This is a genomic window from Streptomyces sp. CBMA29 (assembly GCF_014596445.1).
Classification (GTDB): domain Bacteria; phylum Actinomycetota; class Actinomycetes; order Streptomycetales; family Streptomycetaceae; genus Actinacidiphila.
Map to the genome: position 1 here is coordinate 138,207 of NZ_MECL01000224.1, position 26,346 is coordinate 164,552.

Annotated in this window: 25 protein-coding genes; 11 read left to right on the forward strand and 14 right to left on the reverse strand. The window is 71.3% G+C overall.

The window, feature by feature from the left end:
- Positions 1-130: 130 nt before the first annotated feature.
- The 3 genes from BGM09_RS31355 to BGM09_RS31365 form a co-directional block, all read right to left on the reverse strand.
- Positions 131-949 carry an HAD family hydrolase gene (locus BGM09_RS31355; RefSeq protein WP_411158386.1) on the reverse strand — a complete coding sequence of 273 codons (819 nt, stop codon included), beginning with the start codon at positions 947-949 and terminating at the stop codon, positions 131-133.
- On the reverse strand, positions 946-3,462 hold the full coding sequence (locus BGM09_RS31360) for a phosphoribosyltransferase (protein ID WP_188285102.1): 2,517 nt from the start codon (positions 3,460-3,462) through the stop codon (positions 946-948). Before BGM09_RS31360 ends, BGM09_RS31355 begins: the two co-directional genes overlap by 4 nt.
- A 111-nt stretch (positions 3,463-3,573) precedes the next feature.
- Positions 3,574-4,740: an HpcH/HpaI aldolase/citrate lyase family protein gene (locus BGM09_RS31365; RefSeq protein ID WP_188285103.1), complete on the reverse strand. Its 1,167-nt coding sequence runs from the start codon at positions 4,738-4,740 to the stop codon at positions 3,574-3,576.
- A 163-nt stretch (positions 4,741-4,903) separates the two neighbouring features.
- Here BGM09_RS31365 and BGM09_RS31370 point away from each other — a divergent pair, with 163 nt between their 5' ends.
- Positions 4,904-5,824: a TerD family protein gene (locus BGM09_RS31370; RefSeq protein WP_188285104.1), complete on the forward strand. Its 921-nt coding sequence runs from the start codon at positions 4,904-4,906 to the stop codon at positions 5,822-5,824.
- Between the two features lie 79 nt (positions 5,825-5,903).
- Here the strand turns inward: BGM09_RS31370 and BGM09_RS31375 are convergent, their stop codons facing one another.
- The 6 genes from BGM09_RS31375 to BGM09_RS31400 all read right to left on the reverse strand — a co-directional run bounded on the left by BGM09_RS31375 (position 5,904) and on the right by BGM09_RS31400 (position 10,433).
- Positions 5,904-6,635 carry a Tellurium resistance gene (locus BGM09_RS31375; RefSeq protein WP_188285105.1) on the reverse strand — a complete coding sequence of 244 codons (732 nt, stop codon included), beginning with the start codon at positions 6,633-6,635 and terminating at the stop codon, positions 5,904-5,906.
- Between the two features lie 70 nt (positions 6,636-6,705).
- On the reverse strand, positions 6,706-7,911 hold the full coding sequence (locus tag BGM09_RS31380) for a DUF475 domain-containing protein (protein ID WP_188285106.1): 1,206 nt from the start codon (positions 7,909-7,911) through the stop codon (positions 6,706-6,708).
- A gap of 57 nt (positions 7,912-7,968) precedes the next feature.
- Entirely contained in the window at positions 7,969-8,544 is a 576-nt protein-coding gene (locus tag BGM09_RS31385; protein WP_188285107.1) for a TerD family protein, read from the reverse strand.
- Positions 8,545-8,626: 82 nt separating this feature from the next.
- Positions 8,627-9,202 (reverse strand): TerD family protein, encoded by a 576-nt coding sequence (locus BGM09_RS31390; RefSeq protein ID WP_188285108.1) that lies wholly within the window; start codon positions 9,200-9,202, stop codon positions 8,627-8,629.
- A gap of 108 nt (positions 9,203-9,310) precedes the next feature.
- Positions 9,311-9,793, reverse strand: coding sequence for a peroxiredoxin (locus BGM09_RS31395; protein WP_188285109.1), 483 nt, complete (start codon positions 9,791-9,793; stop codon positions 9,311-9,313).
- 199 nt (positions 9,794-9,992) lie between these two features.
- Positions 9,993-10,433, reverse strand: coding sequence for a DUF3052 domain-containing protein (locus tag BGM09_RS31400; RefSeq protein WP_188285110.1), 441 nt, complete (start codon positions 10,431-10,433; stop codon positions 9,993-9,995).
- A 411-nt stretch (positions 10,434-10,844) separates the two neighbouring features.
- Between BGM09_RS31400 and aceE the strand changes: the two genes are divergently transcribed.
- Complete coding sequence (aceE, locus tag BGM09_RS31405) at positions 10,845-13,592, forward strand: pyruvate dehydrogenase (acetyl-transferring), homodimeric type (protein ID WP_188285111.1); 2,748 nt, start codon at positions 10,845-10,847, stop codon at positions 13,590-13,592.
- Between the two features lie 81 nt (positions 13,593-13,673).
- Here aceE and BGM09_RS31410 read toward each other — a convergent pair whose 3' ends face one another.
- The gene (locus BGM09_RS31410) at positions 13,674-13,943 is read right to left on the reverse strand and encodes a small hydrophobic protein (RefSeq protein WP_188285112.1); all 270 of its coding nucleotides are present in this window, start codon (positions 13,941-13,943) and stop codon (positions 13,674-13,676) included.
- A gap of 442 nt (positions 13,944-14,385) precedes the next feature.
- On the opposite strand from BGM09_RS31410, the gene BGM09_RS31415 reads away from it, so the two are divergent.
- The 3 genes from BGM09_RS31415 to BGM09_RS31425 all read left to right on the forward strand — a co-directional run bounded on the left by BGM09_RS31415 (position 14,386) and on the right by BGM09_RS31425 (position 16,799).
- On the forward strand, positions 14,386-15,552 hold the full coding sequence (locus BGM09_RS31415; RefSeq protein ID WP_188285113.1) for an alpha/beta hydrolase: 1,167 nt from the start codon (positions 14,386-14,388) through the stop codon (positions 15,550-15,552).
- A gap of 102 nt (positions 15,553-15,654) precedes the next feature.
- The gene (locus BGM09_RS31420; RefSeq protein WP_188285114.1) at positions 15,655-16,008 is read left to right on the forward strand and encodes an MmcQ/YjbR family DNA-binding protein; all 354 of its coding nucleotides are present in this window, start codon (positions 15,655-15,657) and stop codon (positions 16,006-16,008) included.
- 38 nt (positions 16,009-16,046) lie between these two features.
- Positions 16,047-16,799 carry a DUF4429 domain-containing protein gene (locus tag BGM09_RS31425; protein ID WP_411158387.1) on the forward strand — a complete coding sequence of 251 codons (753 nt, stop codon included), beginning with the start codon at positions 16,047-16,049 and terminating at the stop codon, positions 16,797-16,799.
- Between the two features lie 68 nt (positions 16,800-16,867).
- On the opposite strand, the gene BGM09_RS31430 is transcribed toward BGM09_RS31425, so the two are convergent.
- Together BGM09_RS31430 and BGM09_RS31435 are read right to left on the reverse strand one after the other, a co-directional pair.
- On the reverse strand, positions 16,868-17,890 hold the full coding sequence (locus BGM09_RS31430; RefSeq protein WP_188285116.1) for an aldo/keto reductase: 1,023 nt from the start codon (positions 17,888-17,890) through the stop codon (positions 16,868-16,870).
- The gene (locus tag BGM09_RS31435; RefSeq protein ID WP_188285117.1) at positions 17,890-18,399 is read right to left on the reverse strand and encodes a MerR family transcriptional regulator; all 510 of its coding nucleotides are present in this window, start codon (positions 18,397-18,399) and stop codon (positions 17,890-17,892) included. Before BGM09_RS31435 ends, BGM09_RS31430 begins: the two co-directional genes overlap by 1 nt.
- 171 nt (positions 18,400-18,570) lie before the next feature.
- On the opposite strand from BGM09_RS31435, the gene BGM09_RS31440 reads away from it, so the two are divergent.
- Complete coding sequence (locus BGM09_RS31440; RefSeq protein WP_188285118.1) at positions 18,571-19,389, forward strand: serine hydrolase domain-containing protein; 819 nt, start codon at positions 18,571-18,573, stop codon at positions 19,387-19,389.
- Positions 19,390-19,416: 27 nt separating this feature from the next.
- On the opposite strand, the gene BGM09_RS31445 is transcribed toward BGM09_RS31440, so the two are convergent.
- Positions 19,417-20,103 carry a pirin family protein gene (locus BGM09_RS31445; RefSeq protein WP_188285154.1) on the reverse strand — a complete coding sequence of 229 codons (687 nt, stop codon included), beginning with the start codon at positions 20,101-20,103 and terminating at the stop codon, positions 19,417-19,419.
- A 318-nt stretch (positions 20,104-20,421) separates the two neighbouring features.
- Here BGM09_RS31445 and BGM09_RS31450 point away from each other — a divergent pair, with 318 nt between their 5' ends.
- The 5 genes from BGM09_RS31450 (at position 20,422) to fabF (ending at position 25,360) form a co-directional block, all read left to right on the forward strand.
- Positions 20,422-21,627 carry a PucR family transcriptional regulator gene (locus tag BGM09_RS31450; protein ID WP_188285119.1) on the forward strand — a complete coding sequence of 402 codons (1,206 nt, stop codon included), beginning with the start codon at positions 20,422-20,424 and terminating at the stop codon, positions 21,625-21,627.
- An 89-nt stretch (positions 21,628-21,716) separates the two neighbouring features.
- On the forward strand, positions 21,717-22,667 hold the full coding sequence (locus BGM09_RS31455) for an ACP S-malonyltransferase (protein WP_188285120.1): 951 nt from the start codon (positions 21,717-21,719) through the stop codon (positions 22,665-22,667).
- A gap of 13 nt (positions 22,668-22,680) precedes the next feature.
- Positions 22,681-23,691 (forward strand): ketoacyl-ACP synthase III, encoded by a 1,011-nt coding sequence (locus tag BGM09_RS31460; RefSeq protein ID WP_188285121.1) that lies wholly within the window; start codon positions 22,681-22,683, stop codon positions 23,689-23,691.
- Between the two features lie 70 nt (positions 23,692-23,761).
- The gene (locus BGM09_RS31465; RefSeq protein WP_188285122.1) at positions 23,762-24,013 is read left to right on the forward strand and encodes an acyl carrier protein; all 252 of its coding nucleotides are present in this window, start codon (positions 23,762-23,764) and stop codon (positions 24,011-24,013) included.
- A 78-nt stretch (positions 24,014-24,091) separates the two neighbouring features.
- A complete protein-coding gene (fabF, locus tag BGM09_RS31470; protein ID WP_188285123.1) occupies positions 24,092-25,360 on the forward strand; it encodes a beta-ketoacyl-ACP synthase II in 1,269 nt (422 codons plus the stop codon).
- 75 nt (positions 25,361-25,435) lie between these two features.
- Here fabF and BGM09_RS31475 read toward each other — a convergent pair whose 3' ends face one another.
- Positions 25,436-26,323 carry an NAD(P)-dependent oxidoreductase gene (locus BGM09_RS31475; RefSeq protein ID WP_188285124.1) on the reverse strand — a complete coding sequence of 296 codons (888 nt, stop codon included), beginning with the start codon at positions 26,321-26,323 and terminating at the stop codon, positions 25,436-25,438.
- Between the last annotated feature and the right edge of the window lie 23 nt (positions 26,324-26,346).

Consider the following 26,346-nt stretch of genomic DNA (forward strand, 5'->3'; position numbering starts at 1 on the left):
GAAAACAAACAGCGTCTGCCCCGCCGGGGCCGGTTTTCAAAGGCGCGCCACCGTCGTGGCTGAGCCCGCAGTTCCCCGCGCCCCTAAAAAACCTGGTCCTGCGCCAGCGCAGCCCGCCGCGGGGGCGCCGTCAGAGGGCGTTGCGCATCCGGAGGATGATCTCTTCGCCGGCGGCGACGCCGGCTGTGGTGAGGCCGGTGACGTGGGGGGCGGTCCAGCCGGAGTCGGCCAGCTCGCCGTGGCCGGGGCGCCAGCCCTCATCGGCGGCGAGGAGCAGATCGGCGTCGAGGAGGGAGTCGCCGGCGGCGAGGACGCGGTCGGCGCCGGTGCGGCGGACGACCTCGGCGAGGGCGGCGGACTTGCTGAGCGGCAGCGGCACGGCGTAGATCTTGCGGCCCTGGAGCGAGACGGTCCAGCCGCGGGGTTCGGCCCAGGCGGCGAGTTCCTTGACCCAGCCGGCGGGGAGGCGTTCGCGGTCGACCACGAGGTAGGCGAAGAGCTCTTCCGCGATGCGCTCCTTGCGCAGCCACGCGGGGTCGGCGGTGGCGGCGAGGTGGGCGCGTACCTCGTCCAGCGGCGCGGAGCCGTCGGCGAGACGGCGGCGGATCTCGGCGTTCCAGTCGTGGTCGGTGCGGCCGTCGACCAGCAGGTGGCCGCCGTTGGCGCAGATGGCGTACTGCGGCTGGGGTCCCGGCAGGCTGATCCGGCGGTACTGCTTGCGGGTGCGGGTGGTGGAGGGCACGAACTGCCCGGCCTCCGCGGCGAGTCGGACCAGCATTCCGGCCGCGGTCTCGGTCATGTAGGACAGCGGCTTGGCCTCGTGCACCTCGACGCAGAGCAGGCGGGGCGCGTGTTCGTCGGCCATGGTGAGGGCGAGCGCCGCGGTGGAGTAGATCAGCGTGCGGTCGAGGTCGCTGGCGACCAGCGTGCGGTTCTGACGGATACTCACTTCGCCTCCACCGCCTTGCCGTCGGTCCCGGTGGCCCCTCGGGTGTAGCGGGGGTGGATGAGACCCACGCAGGAGTACGGCAGCCCGTCCACCTCCTCGACCGGTACGCCGCGCTGCGCGGCCAGCAGGCGGACGTGGTCGAGGTCGGCGCCCACACCGCGCTGCGCGAGGATCCTCCAGGGCACCCGGCGCAGCAGCACGCGGGTGGTCTCGCCGACGCCGGGCTTGACGAGATTCACGTCGCCGATGCCGTACTCCTCGCTGATCCGCTCGACCGCGGCCCAGCCCGCCCAGGTGGGTGAACGGTCCGTTGAACGCAGCGACTTGACGTCCTCGGCGACGGCGTCGCCGACCCGGTCGAAGGCGGCGGTGACGGTATCGAGGAAGAGCCCGGAGACGTCGGCGCCCGCCAGCTCGCGGTAGAACTTCGCGCCGTGGAAGTCGTCGGGCCCGGTCAGGTCGGCGCGCAGCACGGTGCGCGAAATGAGCCCGGAGACCGTGGAGTTGAGGCACGCGGAGGGGATCAGGAAGTCGTCACGGGTGCCGTAGGTGGACACGCAGCCGCCGGGGTCGGCGAGCACCGCGATGCCCGGGTCGAAGACGCCTTCGCCGTCGAAGTCCCTGACGGCTTCGGCCAGTTCGCGGGTGATGGCGCCCTTGCCCGTCCAGCCGTCGACGAACACGGCGTTCGCCGCGTCGTGGTGGGCGGCCAGCCAGCTCAGCGCGTTGCGGTCGATGCCGCGGCCTCGGACGATGGAGACGGCGTAGTGCGGCAGGTCCAGGCCGTGCGCGTGCCGGGCCCAGCGGCGCATCAGCACGCCGACCGGGGTGCCCGCGCGGGCCAGCGAGACCAGGACGGCGTCCGGGCCGCGCTCGGCGAGCACGAGTTCGGTGACGGCGCCGACCGCGCGCGCGATGCGTTCGGCGGAGCCGTCGAGGGCCGCCTTGAACAGGTTCTGGTAGTCGGCGCTCGGCTGGTACTCGACGGGCAGCGACTCCGCGTAGTGCGCGCCGCCGCTCTGGATGGCCTCCTCGCGCTCCTCGGTCGGCGCTTCCAGCTCGACCTCCGACAGGTCCTTGAGCAGCCAGCCGACCTCGTCCGCCGCGTACGACGAGAAGGCGGGGCCGCGCAGGGGCTCGGGCAGCGGTCGGGCGGCGGCGCTCACAGGGGCGGGGCTCATCGGGGCGGCGTGTCCGTTCGGTCGGGGACGGGACTCGGTTCCGGCGGCGAGCCGGGACCGCAACCGGGCGTGCAGCCGGGGCCGCGGCCGGTAGGTGGGGACGACGGCGACCAGCACGCCGCCGGTGTGCGCGGCGAGCTGCGCGATCAGGCCGCCGGGCCCGTACAGCTCGGGGGTCTCGCCCGCGGAGTCGATGACGCAGACGACCGCGTCGAAGCCCGCGCCCGCCACGTTGTACGCGTACCGGTCGCCGGGGCCGTCGCTGGGCTCGTCGTGGGCGGGGAAGACGATCCGGCTGCGGATGGCGTAGCCGGGGTCGTCGACGGCCAGCACCGGCGAGCGGGTGGTGGTGGAGTAGCGGACGTCCACGCCGTCGGTGTGCTGCCGCAGCGCCTCCGCCAGCCGCAGCGGGGCGTACATCAGCTCCTCGTTGCCGAGGACCAGGACGCGGCGGGCGCCGGGCGGGAGAGCGGCGGCCAGCCGCCGGCCCATCGCGGGCAGCGCGGCCTCCAGGGCGGCGCGGTGCTCGGGCAGGAAGCCGTGCCTGCCGCCGTCCGGCACCCCGGCCGGCCAGTCCAGCTCGACGTGCGTGAGGTCGTAAAAGTCGGCGGGCGCGGGCGGCGGCGTCTCGTGGGCGGCCACCAGGGCCTGGCCGCGCTCCAGCACGCCCTCGGGGAGGGTGACGGCGCCCGCGACCAGGGCGACGACGTCCACGCGGGCGCCGAGGCCGGCGGCGAAGTCGTCCATCCTGGCCCGGTCGGCGGCGGACCGCATGTCGGTCAGCGCGACCACCACGTACCGCTCGCGCGGGTGCCGTCCGTGCAGGTCACGGATAGTGTTGAGGATGGTCTGGCCGGTGGAGAACTCGTCGTCGACCAGGACCAGCGGGCCGCTGCCCGCCAGCAGCGCCGGGTCCTCGGGGAGCAGCAGGTGTCCGGTGGCGTGGCTGTGCTCCTCCTGGAAGCCGCCGCCCGCCGCGACGCCCGCGACCTCGCGCCGGGTGGAGTGCAGGTACGGCACACCGCCGATGCCGTCGGCGACGCAGTGGCCGAGCCCTGTCGCGGTCTCGGCGTAGCCGAGGACCACGGCGTCGGCGACCGCGTCCGGGCCGAGCAGGCCGCGGACCCGCTCGCCGAGCGCGTACGCGGAGCCGTAGACCGCGCGCGGGTCCTGCGGGACGTGCTTGCCGAGGATGTTGGAGACCAGCAGGTGGGCGCGCTTGGGGTTGCGGCGCAGCGCGAGGCCGAGCACTGCGTGCAGGCCCTCGCCCACCAGGCCGATGCCCAGCCGGTCCGCGACCCACTGACCCGGCCAGGGCGTGTGCGTTGCCATGCGGTGCTTCTCTTCCGTTCGGTGCGAGCGCGGCGCGGGGGCCGTGCTCAGGGCTGGGCGCGGCTCCTGGCCGTGCTCAGGACTGCGCTGAAGGCTGTTCCGGGACCGCGCTCAGGACTGCGGCAGGCTCGCCGCGAGCAGTTCCACGAAGCCGATGTCCTCCTGGGCGACGCCGAAAACCTCGGCGCGGCGCATGGTGCGCTCCGCCCAGGCGCGGTGCGGCTTCACCTCGTTCATCTTGTTGGTGTACGCGGAGCGCATGACGCCGCCGCCGGAGCGGTCCTCGTCGAGTATGTCGGCCGCGTCGCAGAACTCCTCGTGAGTGACGACGCTCAGCGCGTGCACGACGGGCACGTGGGTGGGGTGGATGCAGGTCTTGCCCTGGAGGCCGTTGGCGCGGTCCAGCTCGATCTCGCGGAGCAGTCCGTCCATGTCGCGCTCGATGAGGGTGTCGCGCAGGTCCTCGGCCTCGGGGGTGAAGGGGCTGCGGCGCAGTTGCGGCTTGAACATCCGCTCGTGGTGCCTGAAATATTCCCAGACCGGTCCCGTCACGGTGAAGCCGCTGCCGTCGGCGCGGCCGAGGACGTTGACCACGTCGGCGATCACCGAGGCGACGATCTGTACGTCGTAGGCGGTCATCGCGGGGGCGCGGCGCAGGCCGTAGGAGGAGCAGAAGTCGGTGACGCCCAGGCGCAGGGCGAGCACCCGCTCGCGGTATTTGTCGACCGTCCTGGATATCCCGTAGAGCGTCTCGACCCGGCTCTCCAGGTGCAGGAGCTGCGGGGACTCCAGTACGGGCATGGCGAAAAGCCGCTGTCCGCTGGCGGCCTCCGCGTGGGCCATGGCCTCCAGGAACGGGACGCCGGTCTCCTCGGTGAACTTGGGCAGCACGAATCCGGACAGCAGTTCCACGGTGCCGCCGAGCCGGGTCACCAGGTCGGTGATCTGCGCGGGCGTGCGGACCCGGACGAACAGCAGCGGAAGCGCCGCCTCCGGCCGGGTCGCGAGATCGGCGAACTGCCGGACGAGATTGGCCTCACCTGCGACGACGTCGCGGTCGTCGATGGAGTCCTCCAGGCACAGGACCATCGACACCACACCCCGGGCGGCCTGCTTCACCACGTCGTCCGCGAGCTGCGGGCGGGTGGCGGGGCTGTAGAGGGTGGCGCCGAGGGCGACCGCGAGCATGCGTGCGGGCGAGTCGGCAGTGAACTCCTGCGGCTCGCGGTGAAACAGTTCGCTCCTGGCTTCAGGAGCGAGGTGCCCGAAGTGTCGCATACGCCCCATTTCGAGGTAGTGAGCCCGATGATATCTGGCCGATTATCGTACGTGCGAGCATGGGGTAGAGGTTCCCTCCACACGTGAAAAACAGGTAACCGCGGCGGGTCCGCCGCGTGACCGTCACGCCCGGCGTTGTGGCGCACGCCACGGGGAGGGCAGGATGACCGGTATGACGCACGTGATGGTGAAGGGCTCGAACACCCCACTGGACGCCCCCGGAATCCGGGCGGTACTGCGCTGGACCCCGGCGTCCGGTTCCCCCGACGTTGACGCCTCCGTGCTGCTGCTCGGTTCCCACGGCAAGGTCCGTTCCGACGCCGACTTCGTCTTCTACAACGAACCGCGCCACCCCTCGGGGCTCGCCCGTCACCTGCCCAAGAAGCGCGTCTCCGGCAGCCTGACCGACACCGTCGAGGTCGACCTGGCCGCGCTCGGCCCCGACGTGGACCGCGTCGTGATCGTCGCCTCCTGCGACGGCGGCCCCTTCCGCCAGGTCCAGGACCTGTGCGTGCTCCTCTACGACACCACGGGGCCGCAGCACGCCCCGGTCATCACCTTCGAGGTGCGCCCCGACACCGGCTACGAGACCGCCCTGAACTGCGGCGAGATCTACCGCAAGGACGGCGGCTGGAAATTCCGCGCCCTGGGCCAGGGGTACGACACCGGTCTGGTCGGCGTGGCCACCGAATTCGGCATCGCGGTGGACGACGTCGAGGGCGGCGACTCCGACCGTACCGCCGTACCGGCCACGACCGCGCCGCCCACCGTCTCCCCGGCGGCGCCGCCCACGGCCGGGCCGGTGTCCCAGCAGACCGCGCCGTACGCCCAGGAGCCGGAGCCGGCGCCCACCAGTGCGTACGGATACCCGCTCCAGGCGCCCTCGCCCGGCCACGTGCCCGCACAGCCCGCCTACGGCTACCCGCAGCCCGTGGCGGCCACCACGGCCCCGCCGGTCCACCAGCAGCCCCAGCAGGGCTACCCGGCGTACGGCTACCCGCAGCCGGTGGCCGCCGCTGCCGCCGCCAACGACGGCAGCTTCCAACTGCCGCCGCAGGGACCCCAGTTCCAGTCGGGCGGCTGACCCGGCCCGGCGGCCCGCCGGACGGAGTCCGGCGCAGCCGTCCGAAGCCCGCGAAGCGGCGCGAGGGCGGCAGAGAAGACTAGACCTTGGACTTGTAGCCGCGGCCCCACTGGAGGCCCCAGCCGTAGAGCCGGTCGATCTCGGCCTGGAAGCCGTAGACGTACCTGACCTCGCGGCGCACCACCAGCTCGCCCTTGCGGTTCTCGATCAGCACGACGGCGCACGAACGGGCCTGCGGCTCCCGCTCGTTGAGCGGGATCTCGATGCGCGGGCCCGAGGTCGGGAAGATCTCGACCTTCGCGTGCGTGCGGTCGAAGGCGGGCGTGCCGTCGTAGATGTAGACGAAGACCAGCAGCCGCCGGAATTCGTCCCGCTTGTCGAAGTTGATGTACAGCGTCTCGCCCGAGGTGCCGCCGAACCGGTCGTCGCCGCTCATCTGGATGTACGGCGGCGCGTCCAGGTCGCCCAGCAGATTGCCGAGCGGCTGGACAACTCCCTTGCTCCCGTCGGCCAGTTCGTACATGCAGGCCAGGTCGAGGTCGACATTGACCATGGCGGGTCCGGCCGCCTGCACCACGCGCGGTTTGAAGACATCGATCTGGCGGCGGAAGAACCCGCCGTTGGAGGTGGCCCAGCCACCGGTGTCGGATGTCCGCATCGACCAGGAGAGGTTGACCCGGAGGTTGCCGACGGCCGCTCCCTGCTTGGTCAGCGACACCATCGGGTGCCGCTTGGTGAGTTCCACGGTGTGCGCGTTCGCGACGTCGAACTGCTGCCCGCCGCTCGGCCGCAGAAAACTCCACCAGGCCATCTGCCCTCGCCCTCCCCTGACATGAGGCTGCCCCCGCCGGGCGGCGGGGGCAGCACTGGCGCGACCGGGGTCAGACCCCGCTCGCGACTTCCGCCTTGTCGCCGTCCTTGTCACCGTCCGGTTGCTCGGAGTCTTCCCCGAGTCGGCGGTTGCGTACCACCGAGGACCAGTACGAAGCGGCGATCAGCACCACACCGACCAGACCGGTGATGACCTCACTGACGTCGTACTTGATCGTGACGAGCAGGATGACGGCCAGCGCGCCGATCGCGTAGTGCGCGCCGTGCTCCAGGTAGACGTAGTCGTCCAGGGTGCCCTTGCGGACCAGGAAGACGGTCAGCGACCTGATGTACATCGCGCCGATGCCGAGACCCAGCGCGATCTCGAAGATGTCGTTGCTGACCGCGAAGGCGCCGACGACACCGTCGAAGGAGAAGGAGGCGTCGATGACTTCGAGGTAGAGGAACATGAAGAACGCGGCCTTGCCCGCCAGGCCCACGACCTGTCCGGTGCTGACGCCGTTGCCGTTCTTCGCCGCGACGGGCACCGCTGCGCCCGCTTCCGCGCCGGCGGCGCCCGCAGCGCCTTCGTCGTCCTCGCCGTCCTCGTCATCCTCCAGCCGCTCCTCGAAGAAGCTGGAGACACCGCCGACGACGAGATACGTGAGCAGGCCGCCGACACCCGCCAGCAGCACCGTCTCGCCCTTGTCGATGGTGCCGTGACCGCCGTGCAGCGGGACGCCGGTGGCGACGGTGGTGGCGGCGACGAGCAGCACGACCAGCGCGACCACGACGGAGAGCATGTCCAGCTTGCCGACCTTGGCCAGCGGCTTCTCCAGCCAGCCCAGCCAGGTGATCTCCCGCTCCTCGAAGATGAAGTCGAGGAAAATCATCAGCAGGAACATGCCGCCGAAGGCGGCGATCGCCGGGTGCGCGCCGGTGACCAGCGCCTCGTAGCGGTCGTGGTCGTTGATCGCGACCTTGACCGCTTCCCACGGACTGAGCTTGGCCGTGATCGCGACGATGACGATCGGGAAGACGAGCCTCATACCGAAGACGGCGATCAGCACGCCGATGGTGAGGAACATCTTCTGCCAGAAGGCGTTCATTTTGCGGAGAATGCCCGCGTTGATCACCGCGTTGTCGAACGAGAGTGAGATCTCCAGGACGGACAGGATCGCGACGATCGCCAGGCCCTTCCAGTCCCAGAGGATGAAGGCCAGGACCAGTCCGGCGATGGTGACGCCGAACGACCAGCCGAATGTTCTGAGGAGCACTGGCGCTACCTACCTATTTCCCTGATGATCACGAGGACCCCCGCGAGGTACGCGGCTTTACGAAACGTTGACCCCGAAGTCTAGGGCGATGCCGCGCAGTCCGGAGGCGTACCCCTGACCTACCGCACGGAACTTCCACTCGCCGCTGTAGCGGTAGAGCTCGCCGAAGATCATCGCGGTCTCGGTGGAGGCGTCCTCGGTCAGGTCGTAGCGGGCCAGTTCGGCGCCGTCGGCCTGGTTGAGCACCCGGATGTAGGCGTCGCTGACCTGGCCGAAGGTCTGCGAACGGGCGTCGGCGTCGTAGATCGAGACCGGGAAGACGATCTTGTCGACGCGCTCGGGGACCAGGCTCAGGTCCACCAGGATCGTCTCGTCGTCACCGCCGGTGCCGCCGACCAGTTCGTCGCCGGTGTGCTCGACGGAGCCCTCCGGGCTCTTGAGGTTGTTGTAGAAGACGAAGAACTCGTCTCCCAGGACCCGGCCGTTGCCGCAGAGCAACGCGCTGGCGTCCAGGTCGAAGTCGGCTCCGGTGGTCGAGCGGGAACTCCAGCCGAGACCGATCTGCACCTTGGTGAGATTCGGCGCGGCCTTGGAGAGGGAGACATTGCCCCCCTTGGCGAGCGTGACGCCCATCGTGTTTCGTTCCTCCCCGTTGTCTGGGTGTGCTCCGTGGGTCAGAAAGGTGCGGCGCCCGCGGCCGGGCGCCGCACCGCGGTCAGACGTTGACGCCGAAGTCCTGGGCGATGCCGCGCAGTCCCGAGGCGTAGCCCTGGCCGATGGCGCGGAACTTCCACTCCGCGCCGTGCCGGTACAGCTCGCCGAAGACCATGGCGGTCTCGGTCGAGGCGTCCTCGGTCAGGTCGTAGCGGGCCAGCTCGCGCTGGTCCGCCGCGTTGAGCACCCGGATGTAGGCGTTGCGCACCTGGCCGAAGCTCTGCTGGCGGCTCTCGGCCTCGTAGATGGAGACGGGGAAGACGATCTTCGCGACGTCGGCCGGGACCCCGGCCAGATTCACGTTGATGACCTCGTCGTCGCCCTCGCCCTCACCGGTGAGATTGTCACCGGTGTGCACCACGGAGCCGTCGGGGCTGGTGAGGTTGTTGAAGAAGACGAAGTGCGCGTCGGAGAGCACCTTGCCCTGGTCGCTGGTGAGCAGCGCGCTCGCGTCGAGGTCGAAGTCGTTGCCGGTGGTGGTGCGGGCGTCCCAGCCCAGACCGACGACGACGGCCGTGAGATTCGGCGCCTCCTTGGTCAGCGAGACGTTGCCACCCTTGCTGAGGCTGACTCCCACGAGTCCTCCCAAATCGGTTCGTGCGTGCTGTGTGCGTGGCGTACGCGTGCACAGATCCTGCGCTGGTGCCGGATCAACGTGCCGAGCTTAGTGACGGGTTCCCGAGGTCTACAGCGATTCGAGAGCCTTTGTGTAGTCGTGAAGATCGCGGGCGTCCGGCAGCCCGTTGAGGACGGTCCAGCGCACGGTGCCCTGCTTGTCGATGACGAAGGTGCCGCGCAGGGCGCAGCCCTTGTCCTCGGCGAAGACGCCGTAGGCGCGGGAGGCGGCGCCGTGCGGCCAGAAGTCGGACAGCAGCGGGTAGTCCAGGCCCTCCTGGTCGGCGAAGACCCGCAGCGAGTGCATCGAGTCGCAGGAGACGGCGAGCAGGTGGACGTCCGCGTTCTGGAACGCGGGCAGTTCGTCGCGCAGCGCGCACAGCTCGCCGGTGCAGACGCCGGTGAAGGCGAAGGGGTAGAAGAGCAGCACGACGTTCTTCCGGCCGCGGAAGTCGGCCAGGCGCACGGTACGGCCGTGCTGGTCGGGCAGGGCGAAGTCGGGTGCCGGGGCGCCGACCGCGGGGATCTCGTGATGTGCGCTGATATCGCTCATCGCGCGGGCGTCCCTTCTCGGGGAGGCGCGGGACCCGGCGCGGCCGTCGCGACCGCCGCAGGGCCGCGACACATGGTGGGCCTAGCGCGCGGTTCCCCGCTCCCCCGAGGGGGTGCGGGGAACCGCGCGGCCAGCGTGTGACGGGCGGCGGACGGCCGCGGGGCGCAACCCCTGCGGCGGGCCGCCGGTGCCGGGAAAGCTAGCGCTTCCCCGCGCGGGCCGTCTTGGGTGTCACGAGACGGCTGCCGGTCCAGTCCTTGGCGGCGTTGACGCTGCTGGTCTGGGCGAGGCCCGCGGTCTGCGCGGCCTCTCCGATCTCGCTGGGCTCGACGTGGCCGTCACGGCCGGTCTTCGGGGTCATGAGCCAGATCGGGGCGCCGGGGTCGACCGTCGACGTGGCGTCGACGAGTGCGTCGGTGAGGTCGCCGTCGTCCTCGCGGAACCACAGCAGGACGGCGTCGGGCACGTCGTCGTACTCCTCATCGGCGAGCTCCTCGCCCGTGAGCTCCTCGATACCCTCTCGAAGCTCCTGGTCGCAATCCTCGTCGTACCCGAGCTCCTGGACCACCTGTCCGGGCTCGAAACCAAGCCGGCTCGCCGGGTTGGTCCGCTCCTCCGCGTGGTCCGCGGTCGCGCTCACGCTTTGCCTCCTGTCATGGGGAAAATCTGCCCGCGCCTGTGCGGGTTATTGGCGGTAGTCCACACGGGCTGGGCGGATCGCGCAAGTACCCGGCGTACGAGACCGTCGAAACGGTGACGATTCGACCGTGTCACCGCAACCCGCACACTCAATGGTGACGCACATCACGGCGGTTTGCCGGTGTTGTGCGTGATTGGAGCCGCGAGTCGGTCGTACGAGCGACTGGGCGTAGAGTTCAGGTTTGGCCTCCCCCAACCTCAGGCCGGGAGGCTCCCGGCCGACCACCGGCCCTGGGGCCGCGCGGCTCATGAGCTGCGGTTACCGCTCGGTAGAGATGACGTTTCGAACGACGCGGTACACGATGGAGGCGGCGCGACCCAGCAGAGCTCCACCTAGCAGCGAAGGAACAGCGTGGCTTCCGGATCCGATCGCAACCCGATCATCATTGGCGGCCTTCCCAGCCAGGTCCCGGATTTCGATCCCGAGGAGACGGCGGAATGGCTCGACTCGCTCGATGCGGCCATCGACGAGCGCGGCCGTGAGCGGGCCCGCTATCTGATGCTCCGCCTCATCGAGCGCGCGCGCGAGAAGCGCGTCGCGGTGCCCGAGATGCGCAGCACCGACTACGTGAACACCATCGCCACCAAGGACGAGCCGTTCTTCCCGGGCAACGAGGAGATCGAGCGCAAGATCCTCAACGCCACCCGGTGGAACGCGGCGGTCATGGTCTCCCGCGCCCAGCGTCCCGGGATCGGCGTCGGCGGCCACATCGCCACCTTCGCCTCCTCCGCCTCGCTCTACGACGTGGGCTTCAACCACTTCTTCCGCGGCAAGGACGACGGCCTCGGCGGCGACCAGATCTTCTTCCAGGGCCACGCCTCCCCCGGCATCTACGCCCGCGCCTTCCTGCTCGACCGGTTGAGCGAGGCGCAGCTCGACGCCTTCCGCCAGGAGAAGTCGAAGGCGCCGAACGGCCTTTCCAGCTACCCGCACCCGCGGCTGATGCCGGACTTCTGGGAGTTCCCGACCGTCTCGATGGGCCTCGGCCCGCTGGGCGCGATCTACCAGGCCCGGATGAACCGCTACATGGAGGCGCGCGGCATCGCCGACACCTCCGCCTCGCACGTGTGGGCGTTCCTCGGCGACGGCGAGATGGACGAGCCGGAGTCGCTCGGCCAGCTCTCGATCGCCGCCCGTGAGGGCCTGGACAACCTGACCTTCGTGGTCAACTGCAACCTCCAGCGCCTCGACGGCCCGGTCCGCGGCAACGGCAAGATCATCCAGGAGCTGGAGTCGCAGTTCCGGGGCGCCGGCTGGAACGTCATCAAGCTGGTCTGGGACCGTTCCTGGGACCCGCTGCTGGCCCAGGACCGCGACGGTCTGCTGGTCAACAAGATGAACACCACCCCGGACGGCCAGTTCCAGACGTACGCGACCGAGACCGGTTCGTACATCCGTGAGCACTTCTTCGGTGACGACCAGCGGCTGCGCAAGATGGTCGAAGGCATGTCCGACGAGCAGATCCTGCACCTCGGGCGTGGCGGCCACGACCACCGCAAGGTCTTCGCGGCCTACACGGCGGCCAAGGAGCACAAGGGCCAGCCGACGGTGATCCTCGCGCAGACCATCAAGGGCTGGACGCTGGGTCCGAACTTCGAGGGCCGCAACGCGACGCACCAGATGAAGAAGCTGACGGTCGACGACCTCAAGCGCTTCCGCGACCGGCTGCACCTGCCGATCACCGACCAGCGGCTCGACGAGGGCTACCCGCCGTACTACCACCCCGGCCGGGACTCCGAAGAGATCCAGTACATGCACGACCACCGCAAGGCGTGCGGCGGTTACGTGCCCACGCGTGTGGTGCGGGCCAAGCCGCTGCCGCTGCCGCCGGAGAAGACGTACGCGACCGCGAAGAAGGGCTCGGGCCAGCAGTCGATCGCCACCACCATGGCGTTCGTCCGCGTCCTGAAGGACCTCATGCGGGACAAGGAGATCGGCAAGCGCTTCGTGCTGATCGCGCCCGACGAATACCGCACCTTCGGCATGGACGCGTTCTTCCCGAGCGCGAAGATCTACAACCCGATGGGTCAGCAGTACGAGTCGGTCGACCGCGAGCTGCTGCTGGCGTACAAGGAGTCGCCGACCGGGCAGATGCTGCACGACGGCATCTCCGAGGCGGGCTGTACGGCGTCGCTGATCGCGGCGGGCTCGGCGTACGCCACGCACGGCGAGCCGCTGATCCCGGTGTACGTCTTCTACTCGATGTTCGGTTTCCAGCGCACCGGCGACCAGTTCTGGCAGATGGCCGACCAGCTCTCGCGCGGCTTCGTGCTGGGCGCGACCGCGGGCCGCACCACGCTGACCGGTGAGGGCCTCCAGCACGCGGACGGCCACTCGCAGCTCCTGGCCTCCACCAACCCCGGCTGCGTCGCGTACGACCCCGCCTTCGGCTACGAGATCGCGCACATCGTGCAGGACGGTCTGCGCCGGATGTACGGCGAGACCGCGGACGGCAAGCCGGGCGAGGACGTCTTCTACTACCTCACCGTCTACAACGAGCCGATCCAGCACCCGGCGGAGCCCGCGGACGTCGACGTGGACGGCATCCTCAAGGGCATCCACCGCTTCAAGGCCGGCGAGGCCGGTACGATCCCCGCGCAGATCATGGCGTCGGGTGTCGCGGTGCCGTGGGCGGTCGAGGCGCAGCGCATCCTCGCCGAGGACTGGAACGTACGGGCCGACGTATGGTCCGCGACGTCCTGGAACGAGCTGCGGCGCGAGGCCGTCGCGGTCGAGGAGCACAATCTGCTGCACCCGGAGGAGGAGCAGCGCGTGCCGTACGTGACGCGCAAGCTGTCCGGGGCCGAGGGGCCCTTCGTGGCCGTCTCGGACTGGATGCGGGCGGTGCCCGACCAGATCTCGCGCTGGGTGCCCGGCACGTACTCCTCGCTGGGCGCGGACGGCTTCGGCTTCGCCGACACCCGTGGCGCGGCCCGTCGCTTCTTCCACATCGACGCGCAGTCGGTGGTCCTGGCGGTCCTCACCGAGCTGGCCCGCGACGGCAAGGTCGACCGGTCCCTGCTGAAGCAGGCCGTCGACCGCTACCAGCTCCTGGACGTGGCCTCGGCCGACCCGGGCGCGGCGGGCGGCGACGCCTGACAGGCTCCGCCCGGGGTTCGCACGACAACGGCCTGCGGGGCCAGGAGGTCTCCTCCTGGCCCCGCAGGCCGTTCTACTGGGCTACTGGGCTACGTAGAGCACCGCGATGATGGTGTCGAGGGCGCCGAGGAACAGCGCGATCAGGGCCAGCAGGGGTTTGCGGCCGCTCCAGCGGCGGCCCATCGCGAGCCAGCCGCAGACGACCGCCACGGGGCCGAACACGATGCCCAGGACGAAGAAGCCCACGACCGAGCTGATGACTCCGATGATGCCGAGCCTGCCGCCGGTCCGCTCCACTTCGACTCGGGTGCCGCGCCGGGAGCGTTCGGTCGTGGCGAAACGTCGAGCCATGGTTCCCTCCTCAGGAGCCCGTCCCACGGCGACACGGCCTGGGACCCTGCCGTTTCCCTTGCCCGCTGCGGGCGCCGCTATGCCGCGCGGAGGCCGCGTACCGGCCGCGTACCGCCTTCTGCGGGCCTTCCGGCGGCCTTGCTACAGCCTTCCCGCAGGAGGCGGGCAGCGGCGGGGTGCGTCCGACTGGCGGCAGCCGCGTAACCTCCGGTCAGATCATTCCGTTTCCAAACGTGATCTGACTCACCCTTGACCCGGCCACCCGTCCGGGTCTTCTACGCTGGAGCGCGGAGCCGCGCCCAGGGACGCCGTTGTCCGACACGTACCGCCCACAGCACCTGACGCCCCATCTCCCGCCCCCATATCCCCGCCGCCCGGTTGAACCCGGGACGAATCCGCGAGGCATCTGCGAGTGAGCCTTCTCGAAGCGCGACTGAGCCCCATGTCGATCCGCGCCCTGCTGGCCCTGTCGGTCGTCTTCATCATGCTGGCGACCACCGGCTGGACGGCGCTGCGCCCCGGCGGGGCGGGCGACCCCCGGGCCGCCGCCCTGTCGTCCTGGCGGCACGGCACCATCGCCTCGCACAAGCTGCCGGACCCCGACAGCGGCGCCCGGACGATCGCGCGCTTCTTCGCGTCGCTCACCGGCGGCCAGCGGCTCAAGCTCACCGAGCGGTACCCGCTGATCGTCGGCAATCTCAACGGGGCGCCGCTCACCCTGCGCTACCGGGCCAACCACGCGGCCATCGAGCAGGCCCGCACCGCCGAGACCGCGCGCTCGCACAGCGACCAGTTCACGGTGGCGGGCCGGATCGACGCGGCGCGACGGGCCGCGCGCTACACCTCGCTGCTCAGCGACCACCGGCAGATCCTCTCCTTCGACCCGACGGGCGCCGGCCGGGTCGCGGAGGTCTTCGGCGACCTGAAGGCCGCCGAGCGGGTCTCCGTCGTCGTCCCCGGCGTCGACACCAACCTGCTTACGTTCGAGCGCGCCACGAAGTCGTACGCGGCCCCGGTCGGCATGGCGACGGCGCTGTACGACGCGGAGCGCGCCGCCGACCCCGGCGTACGGACGGCCGTGATCGCGTGGGCGGACTACACCACGCCGACGGGGCTCGGCCTGGACGCCTCGACGGGCAACATGGCCGAGCGCGGCGCCACCCGGCTGAACGCGCTGCTCAGCGCCTTGCCGCAGCACGCCGAGGTGTCGCTCTTCTGCCACTCCTACGGCTCGGTGCTGTGCGGGGTGGCCGCTCCCGACCTGCCGGGCCGCTCGGTCTCCGACATCACGGTCTTCGGCAGTCCCGGCATGCGCGTGCAGCGCGCCTCGCAGCTCCACACGTCGGCGCACGTATGGGCGGCGCGGGACAGCTCCGACTGGATCAGCGATGTGCCGCACCTGGAGATCGCCGGGCTCGGCCACGGCGCCGACCCGGTCAACGACTCCTTCGGCGCCCGGGTGATCAGCGCCGCCGGAGCCAGCGGGCACCCCGGCTACTTCGCGCCCGGCACCACCAGCCTCGCCAACTTCACGCAGATCGCCCTGGGCAACTACGCGGCGGTCGCCTGCCAGGACGCGGACAGAACCTGCACCTCGGGGCTCGCCTGAGGGCTGGGCCGAGCCTCGGTCCCTCCGGGCTGGCTTCGGGGACGGGCTTTCGGGAGTCGGCTTCGGGAGCGGGCTGTCACAGGGCCGTTCTACGCTGGCCGCATGGCCACCTTCGAGGAGTTCGCGGACAGCGCCCTGTCGCTGCCGCGGGCGCACCGGCAGATCACCTGGGGCAGCGAGCACACCTTCCGGGTCGGCGAGAAGATCTTCGCCATGGGCAACCCCGACGGCGCCCATGTGTCGCTGAAGGCGTCCAAGGAGGATCAGGCCGAGCTGATCGCCGCCGACCCCGGCGCCTTCTCGCCCGCCCCCTACGTCGGCCGCTTCGGCTGGGTGCGCGCCGCCCTGGACTCCGTCGACCCGGACGAGCTCGCGGAACTCCTCACCGATGCCTGGCGCCGCACGGCTCCGCGCCGCCTGGTCAAGGAGTTCGACGAGGCCGCGGGACGCGCGTAGTTCCTGACGGGGTACCGCCAAGCGGGAGGCCGCTTACGATGGCCCGTATGGGTGATGTGCTGGCCGGAAACAACGCTGAATGGGAGTTCGAACCAGAAGCGGTGGTGATCCGGTACAGCAGAGGCGTACGGGGCGTGAGGTTTCTCCAGGCACTCGGGGAACGCCGGATTCCGCATGACGCGCTGGACGGGATCGAACTGCTGGACGGGCGGCGCGGCACCGTCGTCCTGCGGGCGCTGCCCCGGCCCGGCGCCGATCCGGTGATCGAGGCGGCCGGCGGCCAGCTCAAGGAGAGCGCGGACCCGTACCGTCTGGTGCTGCCCGCGCAGTCGCGCACGCTCGCGGAGTACTACCGGGACGAGCTGCGCCCCCTGCTCGGCCCCCAGACGCGGCACAGCCTCGACGACGGCCCGGCGGAACGTTTCCTCGTGGCCCCGCCTGCGGCGCCGCGCTCCTTCAAGGCGTACGACGCGAAGGCGCTGTTCGACGGCCGCACCGTCAGTTTCCGCTGGTTCTGGACGGGCGCGTCGTCCGCGAAGTGGAAAGCGGGCGACCAGAGCTTCCCGGTGGAGCAGCTCAGCGGCCTCGACTGGCGCTCGCCCGAACTCCTCCACGGCCATCTGCGGCTGCTGCGCCGCGACGCGGACGGGCAGGAGCAGCCCGGCGAGGCCGACCAGGACCCGGCCGCCGTCGTCTTCGGCCTCGGCTACGGGCCCGTGCACGAGTCGCTGCCCTTCGCGGCGGCGGTGCTCGCCGCGATCAAGTCCGCCCGCGTACGGCCGCAGCCGTAGGGCACGGTCGTACGCGGGCGGGAGGGGCCGGGGGCGTCGTGCGGCGTCGTGCGGCTGAATCCGTGACGCTACTCGCGCGCCGCCGACGTACTGCTCATGTCCGGGTAGCGGTCGCCCGCCACCTGCGCGGCGATGGGTTCGAGCAGCTCCAGTTCGGCCGGGGTGAGCGTGATCCGAGTGGCCGCGGTGTTCTCCAGCACGCGGGCGGACTTGCGGGTGCCGGGGATCGGCACCACCGGCAGGCCGTGCACGGCCGCGCGCTGCTGCACCCAGGCCAGCGCGATCTGGCCGAGGGTCGCGCCGTGCGCCTCGGCGACGGAGCGGACCGGCGCCAGCAGGTCCGCGTTGCGCCGGGCGTTCTCGCCGGTGAAGCGCGGCTGGCTCTGCCGGAAGTCGCCGCTGCCCAGCTCGGTGGCCGCGTCGGTGAACGAGCCGGTCAGGAAGCCGCGGCCGAGCGGTGAGTACGGCACGAAGGCGATGCCCAGTTCGGCCGCCGCGCCGACCGCGGACTGCTCCACGTCCCGGCTGAACAGCGACCACTCCGACTGGATCGCGCTGATCGGGTGCACCGCGTGCGCCTCGCGCAACTCCGCTCCGGTCACCTCGGACAGCCCCAGCCAGCGGACCTTGCCCTCCGTGACCAGCTCGCCCATCGCGCCGACCGACTCGCTCAGCGGGACCCCCGGGTCCCGCCGGTGCATGTAGTACAGGTCGATGACGTCCGTGCCGAGGCGGCGCAGGCTGCCCTCGACGGCCTGCCGGATGTACGGCGGGTCGTTGCGGATCGCCCGGTACGAGGAGTCGTCGCGCTTGCGTTCGTTGGCGAACTTCGTCGCCAGGACGATCTCGTCGCGGTGCGCCTTGACGAAGGGGGCCAGGAACTCCTCGTTGTCGCCGATCCCGTACATGTCGGCGGTGTCGTAGAGGGTGACGCCGACGCCCAGCGCCGTCTCCAGCGTCTCGCGGGCCGCGGCCTCGTCGGTGTCGCCGTAGAACTCGCTCATGCCCATGCAGCCAAGACCCTGGACACCGACCGCGGGTCCCGCGCTGCCGAGGGTCGTGGTGGCGATACGTGAGGTGTCGTCGCTCATCAGGCGCCTGTCCTTTCCTGCACTGCGGGGTGCCGCACGGCGGGGGTCCGCGGTGCGGGGTCCTGCACGGTGGGGCACGCGTACGTGCTGATCTTGAAGTCGAGGACCGTCAGGGTGTCCTGGAGCTCGGCGATCCGCTGGAGCACGTCCAGCCGGGTGGACTCCAGCAACGCCTGCCGGTCGGGGAACGTGTGGTCGCCGCTGCGCACCAGTTCGGCGTACCGGACCATGTCGGCGACCGGCATCCCGGTCAGCCGCAGCTTGCCGACGAAGCCCAGCCAGTCCAGATCGCGGTTGGTGAACCGGCGCTGGCCGGTGTGCGAGCGGTCCACATGCGGCATCAGGCCGATCCGCTCGTACCAGCGCAGGGTGTGCGCGCTGAGGCCGGTGAAGGCGACGACCTCGCTGATCGTGTACTGGTCCTGCCCGGTGGGCCGCGGGTGCCCGCTCTCGTCCGAGCAGCTCGTCGTATTACTGGGTTTGCTCTTCGCCACCTGCACGACCGTCATACCCTCCACGCTAAGACCTTGGAGTGCACTCCAAGCAAGTGGTCCTGCGGACAGCTCCGGTCCAGAGGACCGCCTGGCGGCGCGGCGGCGCTCCCGAAAGGGGTTCGGAGAATGCGCCAGGAGCCGAGGGAGCCGTCCGTGACCCGCCGGGCAGGCTCTAGGCTCGCACGCATGGAGAGCTTGCGCCTGATCGAGCAGTGGCCGGTGACGAACGCGGCGGCGGCCGTGGTGCGGCAGGACGGGACGGTGGCCGGGTCGCACGGGCCCACGGGACAGCGGTTCCGGCTCGCCTCGGTCACCAAGCCGCTGACCGCGTACGCGGCGCTGGTGGCGTACGAGGAGGGCGTCTTCGAACTGGACGACCCGGCGGGCCCCGAGGGCTCCACCGTGCGGCACCTGCTAGCGCACGCGTCCGGGCTCGCCTTCGACGAGGACCGGGTGACGGCGCCGCCCGGCACCCGGCGGCTGTACTCCAACGCGGGCTTCGACGTGCTCGGCGAGCGCCTGGCCAAGGCCACGGGCATCCCCTTCGCGGAGTATCTGCGGCAGGCCGTGCTCGAACCGCTGGGCATGACCGCCACCGGCCTGTCCGGCGCGGGCTCCCCCGCCGCCGACGGCGTCTCCACGGTCGACGACCTCGTCCGTTTCGCCGCCGAGCTCCAGGCCCCGCGGCTCCTGCACCCCTCCACCGTGGCCACCGCCACCTCGGTGGTCTTCCCCGGCCTCAAGGGCGTCCTTCCGGGTTACGGCCACCAGAATCCCAACGACTGGGGCCTGGGCTACGAGATCCGCGCCGCCAAGTCCCCGCACTGGACCGGCGCCCTCTCCTCCCCCGCGACCTTCGGCCACTTCGGCCAGTCCGGCACCTTCCTGTGGGTCGACCCGGTCGCCGGAGCCGCCTGCGTCGCGCTCACCGACCGCGACTTCGGGGAGTGGGCGGTGCCGCTGTGGCCGCGCTTCACCGACGCCGTCCTCACGGAGCTGCGCTAGCGCTTCCGGGTGCGCTTTCGGGGGCCATCAGCCGTACGACGGCTCGGCGTGCATCTCCCACACCAGGTACTCCGCCGGGCCCTCGCACCGCGCCGTGAGCGCGTCCGCGCCGGTGATCCGGGCCGCGTCCCCCGCCGTCAGCAGCTCGTCGCCGAGCCGCACACCGCCGCGGACGACGTGCACATAGCGGTACGGGGCCGGCGGCAACGGTGCGCTGTCCGCCGTCACCGGGCGGCCAACGTACAGCGCGGCGGCGCGCTGCCGCAGCCGCAGCGCCCCCGGCGGCGCGTCCGGGGCGCCCGTGGCCAGCAACGTCAGACCGGGGCCCGGCGGGGCCGGGTCGCTCACGCTCGCGTAGTCCGGGGCATCCCCGAACGTGTCGGGGTGCAGCCACATCTGAAGGAACGTCAGCCGCGTCCCGCCCGCATTGCGCTCGACATGGCGTACGCCGCCGCCCGCGCTCAGCCGCTGGAGCCCGCCGGGGCCGAGGCGGTGGGGCGCGCCTCCCGCGTCCCGGTGCTCCAGTTCGCCTTCCACCACCCAGGTGACGATCTCCGTGTCGCGGTGCGGGTGTTCCCCGAACCCCGCGCCCGGCTCCAGGCTCTCCTCATTGCACGCCAGCAGCAGTCCGAACCGGACGTTCTCGGGGTCGTAGTGACCCCCGAACGAGAACGCGTGCCGCGTCACGATGCCTGCCTCGGGCACCGATCGCATCCTGCTCGCGGCCCGCCGCACGTCGATCACCGGCCCACGATACCGAGAGCTCGCCCCGTCAGGGGCGCGGGGAACTGCGCGGCCAGCCACCGCGCTCCCGCAGGTCACCACCCGCCCCGGCGGGGCAGTTCGGTTGTCTCCGGACCACCGGGCCGGTGGGGGCTTGTCGCGCAGTTCCCCGCGCCCCTAAAAACGAGGCCCTGCGCAAGGTGAACCCCACCGGGGGGCGGGCCCGCGGCGGGGCCGGGGGGAGGACGGTGGGGGTGATCGACGTACCCCTGGAGCGCGCCCCGCAGGGGATAAGGCAGGCTTGTCCTCGTGCCCGAGCCCTCGCAAAGCCCGCAACCTCCCGCAGAGACAGGCCGCGGCAGCCATGCCGCCACGCTCCGGCGGCTGGAGAAATCCGCCGGAAGGCTCGCCGCGAACGCCATCGCGCGGATGGACGCGCAGTTGCCGTGGTACCGGGCGATGCCTCCGGAGAACCGGTCGTGGATCGGCCTGGTCGCGCAGGCAGGCATCGCCGCGTTCACGGAGTGGTTCCGGCACCCGGAGGCGCCGCAGGCGATCAGCACCGACGTGTTCGGCACGGCGCCGCGCGAGCTGACCCGGGCGATCTCGCTGCGGCAGACCGTGGAGATGGTGCGGACCACCATCGAGGTGATGGAGGCGGCGATCGACGAGGTCGCCGCACCGGGCGACGAGGGCGTACTGCGCGAGGCGCTGCTGGTGTACGCGCGGGAGATCGCCTTCGCGACGGCGCAGGTGTACGCGCAGGCCGCGGAGGCGCGCGGCGCGTGGGACGCGCGGCTGGAGTCGCTGGTGGTCAACGCGGTGCTGTCGGGCGAGGCGGACGAGGGCGTGCTGTCCAGGGCCGCCGCGCTGGGCTGGAGTTCGCCGGACAAGATCGTGGTGGTGCTGGGCACCGCGCCCACCGGGGACAGCGAGCTGACGGTCGAGGCGATCCGGCGCGCCTCCCGGCACGCGAAGCTCCAGGTGCTGACCGGTGTGCTCGGCGAGCGCCTGGTCGTGGTCGCCGGCGGCGACGACGACCCGATCCGGGTGGCGAAGGCGCTGATCGGTCCGTTCGCGGCGGGCCCGGTCGTCGCGGGCCCGGTCGTCGGCGACCTGCTGACGGCGACGCGTTCCGCGCAGGCGGCGGCGGCCGGACTCAAGGCGTGCGCGGCGTGGCCGGACGCGCCGCGCCCGGTGCTCTCGGACGATCTGCTGCCGGAGCGGGCGATGGCGGGCGACCGCTACGCTCGTGAACAGTTGGTGGAGGAGATCTACAGACCGCTGGAGGAAGCGGGCTCGGCGCTGCTGGAGACGCTGAGTGTCTATCTGGAGCAGGCGTCGTCCCTCGAAGGTGCGGCCCGCATGCTCTTCGTTCACCCCAATACCGTTCGCTACCGGCTCCGACGTGTGACCGATGTCACCGGCTGGTCACCCTCCGATGTACGCTCCGCGTTCACCCTGCGCATCGCGCTCATCCTGGGGCGACTGTCCGACGCCGACCGGCCGCACTGAGTTTTTGTTGGACACATACAAATCACCTGACAGTTCTTGGTCCCTGTCCCCACGGGCGGTCATCCCCGTCCGCGAGAGAGAGTGTGAAGGTGCTCGTACTCGTCGCTCCCGGCCAGGGCGCGCAGACGCCCGGCTTCCTGGCCCCCTGGCTCGAACTCCCCGGTGCCGCCGACCGCCTGTCCGGCTGGTCCGCGGCGGCGAACCTCGACCTCGCCCACTACGGCACGAAGGCGGACGCGGACGAGATCCGCGACACCAAGGTGGCACAGCCGCTGCTGGTCGCCGCGGGTCTGCTGTCCGCGGGCGAACTGACCGGCGGGGCCTGCCCGCTGACCCCGGACGCGGTGGCGGGTCACAGCGTCGGTGAGATCACCGCGGCCGTACTGGCCGGGGTGCTGTCCGCGCAGGACGCGATGACCTTCGTCGCGGCCCGCGGCCGGGCCATGGCGGACGCCGCCGCGGTCACCGAGACGGGCATGGCCGCGGTGCTCGGCGGCGACCCGGACACGGTCCTCGCCCACCTCGCCGGTCTCGGTCTGACCCCGGCGAACATCAACGGCGCCGGCCAGATCGTGGCGGCCGGCACCATGCCGCAGCTCGCGGCGCTGGCCGCGGACAAGCCGGAGAAGGCCCGCGTCATCGCGCTGAAGGTGGCGGGCGCCTTCCACACCGAGCACATGGCCCCGGCCGTGGCGGCCCTGGAGGCGCTCGCGCCCTCGCTGACCGTCGCGGACCCGACGCTGCCCTATGTGTCGAACGCGGACGGCCAGGTCGTGGCGGCCGGCGCGGACATCGTACGGCGGCTCGTCGCGCAGGTGTCCAACCCGGTTCGGTGGGATCTGTGCATGGAGACCTTCAAGGAACGCGGCGTCACTGCGATGATCGAGGTATCGCCCGGTGGCACGCTCGTCGGCCTCGCCAAGCGGGCGCTGCCCGGGGTGCGGACCCTCGCGCTGAAGACGCCGGACGATCTGGAAGCGGCCCGCGCCCTCGTCGCCGAATACGGCACCCCCGCCGAAGCCGTAGACGCAGCCGAATAGGAGCCGTGCAGAGATGACAGCGAAGATCAGGCCGAGCAAGGGCGCGCCGTACGCGCGGATCCTCGGTGTCGGCGGCTACCGGCCGACCCGGGTGGTGCCCAACGAGGTCATTCTGGAGCACATCGACTCGACGGACGAGTGGATCAGGTCCCGGTCCGGGATCGCCACCCGGCACTGGGCGGGTCCGGACGAGACCGTCGCCGAGATGTCGCTGGCCGCGGGCGGCAAGGCCATCGCGGACGCCGGGATCAGCGCGTCCGACATCGACGGCGTGATCGTCGCCACCGTCTCGCACTTCAAGCAGACCCCCGCCATCGCGACCGAGATCGCCCACCGGATCGGCGCGGGCATGCCGCCCGCCTTCGACATCTCGGCGGGCTGCGCGGGCTTCACGTACGGCCTGACGCTGGCCAAGAGCATGATCACCGACGGCACCGCCAAGCACGTCCTGGTGATCGGCGTGGAGCGGCTCAGCGACCTCACCGACAAGGAGGACCGCGCGACGGCCTTCCTGTTCGGCGACGGCGCGGGCGCGGTCATCGTCGGCCCGTCGGACGTACCCGCCATCGGCCCCACGGTGTGGGGTTCCGACGGCGAGAAGTCCGAGACGATCAAGCAGACCGTCTCCTGGGAGGTCTACCGGGACACGCCCGCCGGGGAAGTCCGTTTCCCGGCGCTCACGCAGGAGGGCCAGTCGGTCTTCCGCTGGGCCGTGTTCGAGATGGCCAAGGTCGCCCAGGAGGCGCTGGACGCCGCCGGGATCACCGCCGACGAGCTCGACGCGTTCATCCCGCACCAGGCGAACATGCGGATCATCGACTCGATGATCAAGGCTCTGAAGCTGCCGGACCACGTCGCGGTCGCCCGTGACGTGGAGACCACGGGCAACACCTCGGCGGCCTCGATCCCGCTCGCGATGGAGCGGCTGCTCGCCACGGGCAAGTCCAAGAGCGGCGACACAGCGCTGGTCATCGGCTTCGGGGCGGGTCTGGTCTACGCGGCAACTGTGGTTACTCTCCCTTAGTCACACACACCCTCGCGGCGCCGCAGTCCCGCACGCCGCTCACCCAGCAACACATCAAGGAGCGCCGTCAATGGCAGCCACCAAGGAAGAGATCGTCAGCGGTCTCGCCGACATCGTCAACGAGATCGCCGGTATCCCGCAGGAGGACGTCCAGCTCGACAAGTCCTTCACCGACGACCTGGACGTCGACTCGCTGTCCATGGTCGAGGTCGTCGTGGCGGCCGAGGAGCAGTTCGGTGTGAAGATCCCGGACGACGACGTCAAGAACCTCAAGACCGTCGGCAACGCCGTCGACTACATCCTGGCCGCCCAGCCCGCCTGACGGGTTCGGCACCGCCTGACGCCCCACCGGGACGACGCGACTGTCGCCCGCCCTTCTAGACGTGGAGAGACAATTCCTGTGAGTCCGACCAATCGCACCGTGGTCGTCACCGGTATCGGAGCAACCACACCGCTGGGTGGCGACAGCGCGTCGACCTGGGAGGCGTTGCTGGCCGGCCGGTCCGGCGTACGCACGCTCGACCAGGACTGGGCGGCGGATCTGCCGGTGCGGATCGCCGCGCAGATCGCCGTCGAACCGGGTGAGGTGCTGCCCCGCCCGCTGGCCCGCAAGCTGGACCGCAGCGCGCAGTTCGCGCTGATCGCGGCCCGTGAGGCGTGGGCGGACGCGGGCTTCACCGCGAAGGCGGGCGAGGACCCGGCGGTCGACCCCGACCGGCTCGGTACGGTCGTCGCCTCCGGCATCGGCGGCGTGACCACGCTGCTCGGCCAGTACGACGTGCTCAAGGAGCAGGGCGTCCGCAAGGTCTCCCCGCACACCGTGCCGATGCTGATGCCGAACAGCCCGTCGGCGAACGTCGGCATCGAGGTCAACGCGCGGGCCGGTGTGCACACCCCGGTCAGCGCCTGCGCCTCGGGCGCGGAGGCCATCGGTTACGCCATCGAGATGATCCGCACCGGCCGCGCCGACGTGGTCGTCGCGGGCGGTACCGAGGCGGCCATCCACCCGCTGCCCATCGTCGCCTTCGGCAACATGATGGCGATGTCCAAGAACAACGACGACCCGCAGGGCGCGTCGCGGCCGTACGACTCCGGGCGGGACGGCTTCGTCCTCGGTGAGGGCGCGGGCGTGGTCATCCTGGAGTCCGAGGAGCACGCCACCGCGCGCGGCGCCCGGGTGTACTGCGAGGCGGTCGGCCAGGGCATCTCGGCCGACGCGCACCACATCACCCAGCCGGAGCCGTCGGGCCGCGGCATCGCCGCCGCGCTGACCAATCTGCTGCACAACTCCGACCTGAAGCCGGCCGAGATCGTGCACGTCAACGCGCACGCGACCTCGACCCCGCAGGGTGACGTCGCGGAGATCAAGGCGCTGCGCCAGGTGTTCGGCGACGACGTCGACCACATGGCGATCTCCGCCACCAAGTCCATGACCGGTCACCTGCTGGGCGGCGCGGGCGGTATCGAGACGGTCGCGACCGTTCTCGCGCTGTACCACCGCATCGCCCCGCCGACGATCAACCTCAACGACCCGGACCCGGAGGCCGACGCCGACATCGTCCGCGCCGAGGCCCGCCGGCTGCCCGAGGGCGCCATCGCCGCCCTCAACGACTCCTTCGGCTTCGGCGGCCACAACGTGGTGCTGGCGCTCCGCTCCTGGACCCGCTGAGGCCCTGCCCGCCGAGCTGTGACGCCTGTGCCCCTGCCGGTCGGTCCGGCAGGGGCACAGGCGTGTCTCCGGGCGCTATTCCTCGGCGGGGTCGGGGAAGCTCGCGAAGTACGAGGCGGCCATGTCCTCGTCGCCGTGGCCCTGGGCGGAGGCGCGGTGGAAGCGGTCGGCGCCGGCGGCGGTGAGGTCGAGGCGGATGCCGTGCCGGTCGGCGGCGCCGAGGATGAGCCCGGCGTCCTTGGCGGCGGCGTCCACGGTGAAGTTGGGGGCGAAGTCGCCGCTGAGGATGGCGGCGGACTTAGCGCGGAGGTAGGGCAGGTCGAGGGGGCCGCCCCCGATGGCTTCGAGGATGTGGTCGCGGTCGACGCCGAGCCCCTTGGCGAGCGCCATGACTTCGGCGGCGCCGTGGGTGACGGCCAGCACCCAGGTGTTGAGGACGAGCTTGAGGCTGCTGGCGGCCCCGGCCGTACCGTCGTCGCCGAGCCAGATGGTGGTGCGGCCGACCGCGTCGAAGACCCGTTCCGCGACCGGACGGGCGGCGGCGGGGCCCGCGGCCAGTACGGTCAGCTCCCCGGCTTCGGCGACCGGCCGGGTGCCCAGGACGGGCGCGTCGAGGAAGTGCGCCCCGGCCCCGGCCGCCAGCGCGCCCAGTTCGGCCAGCGCGTCGGGTCCCACGGTGCTGCTCTGCGCCCATACGACGCCCTCGCGCAGGGCGGGCGCGGCGGCGCGCATCACGTCGAGGACGGAGGGCCCGTCGAAGAGCATGGTGATCACGGCGTCGGCGTCGCGTACGGCGTCGGCCGGGTCGTCGGTGACCAGGACGCCGTCTGCGGCGAGCGGCTGGGCGCGGGAGCGGGTGCGGTTCCAGGCACGGACCTCGTGCCCGGCGGCGGACAGATTGCGGGCCATCCCGGCGCCCATGATTCCGGTGCCGAGGACCGCGACGGTGAGAGTGTCGGACATACCGGCAGGCTATGCCGCGCGGC

Bases quoted from the DNA above. Each gene is read 5' to 3' on its own strand.
- BGM09_RS31410 (WP_188285112.1), bottom strand. From the start codon at position 13,943: ATGGCTCGACGTTTCGCCACGACCGAACGCTCCCGGCGCGGCACCCGA.
- BGM09_RS31425 (WP_411158387.1), top strand. From the start codon at position 16,047: ATGGCCCGTATGGGTGATGTGCTGGCCGGAAACAACGCTGAATGGGAG.
- BGM09_RS31385 (WP_188285107.1), bottom strand. From the start codon at position 8,544: ATGGGCGTCACGCTCGCCAAGGGGGGCAATGTCTCCCTCTCCAAGGCC.
- BGM09_RS31395 (WP_188285109.1), bottom strand. From the start codon at position 9,793: ATGAGCGATATCAGCGCACATCACGAGATCCCCGCGGTCGGCGCCCCG.
- BGM09_RS31375 (WP_188285105.1), bottom strand. From the start codon at position 6,635: ATGGCCTGGTGGAGTTTTCTGCGGCCGAGCGGCGGGCAGCAGTTCGAC.
- BGM09_RS31435 (WP_188285117.1), bottom strand. From the start codon at position 18,399: ATGACGGTCGTGCAGGTGGCGAAGAGCAAACCCAGTAATACGACGAGC.
- BGM09_RS31360 (WP_188285102.1), bottom strand. From the start codon at position 3,462: ATGGCAACGCACACGCCCTGGCCGGGTCAGTGGGTCGCGGACCGGCTG.
- BGM09_RS31365 (WP_188285103.1), bottom strand. From the start codon at position 4,740: ATGCGACACTTCGGGCACCTCGCTCCTGAAGCCAGGAGCGAACTGTTT.
- BGM09_RS31475 (WP_188285124.1), bottom strand. From the start codon at position 26,323: ATGTCCGACACTCTCACCGTCGCGGTCCTCGGCACCGGAATCATGGGC.
- BGM09_RS31460 (WP_188285121.1), top strand. From the start codon at position 22,681: ATGACAGCGAAGATCAGGCCGAGCAAGGGCGCGCCGTACGCGCGGATC.
- BGM09_RS31420 (WP_188285114.1), top strand. From the start codon at position 15,655: ATGGCCACCTTCGAGGAGTTCGCGGACAGCGCCCTGTCGCTGCCGCGG.
- BGM09_RS31440 (WP_188285118.1), top strand. From the start codon at position 18,571: ATGGAGAGCTTGCGCCTGATCGAGCAGTGGCCGGTGACGAACGCGGCG.
- BGM09_RS31370 (WP_188285104.1), top strand. From the start codon at position 4,904: ATGACCGGTATGACGCACGTGATGGTGAAGGGCTCGAACACCCCACTG.
- BGM09_RS31445 (WP_188285154.1), bottom strand. From the start codon at position 20,103: ATGCGATCGGTGCCCGAGGCAGGCATCGTGACGCGGCACGCGTTCTCG.
- BGM09_RS31415 (WP_188285113.1), top strand. From the start codon at position 14,386: ATGTCGATCCGCGCCCTGCTGGCCCTGTCGGTCGTCTTCATCATGCTG.
- BGM09_RS31465 (WP_188285122.1), top strand. From the start codon at position 23,762: ATGGCAGCCACCAAGGAAGAGATCGTCAGCGGTCTCGCCGACATCGTC.
- BGM09_RS31430 (WP_188285116.1), bottom strand. From the start codon at position 17,890: ATGAGCGACGACACCTCACGTATCGCCACCACGACCCTCGGCAGCGCG.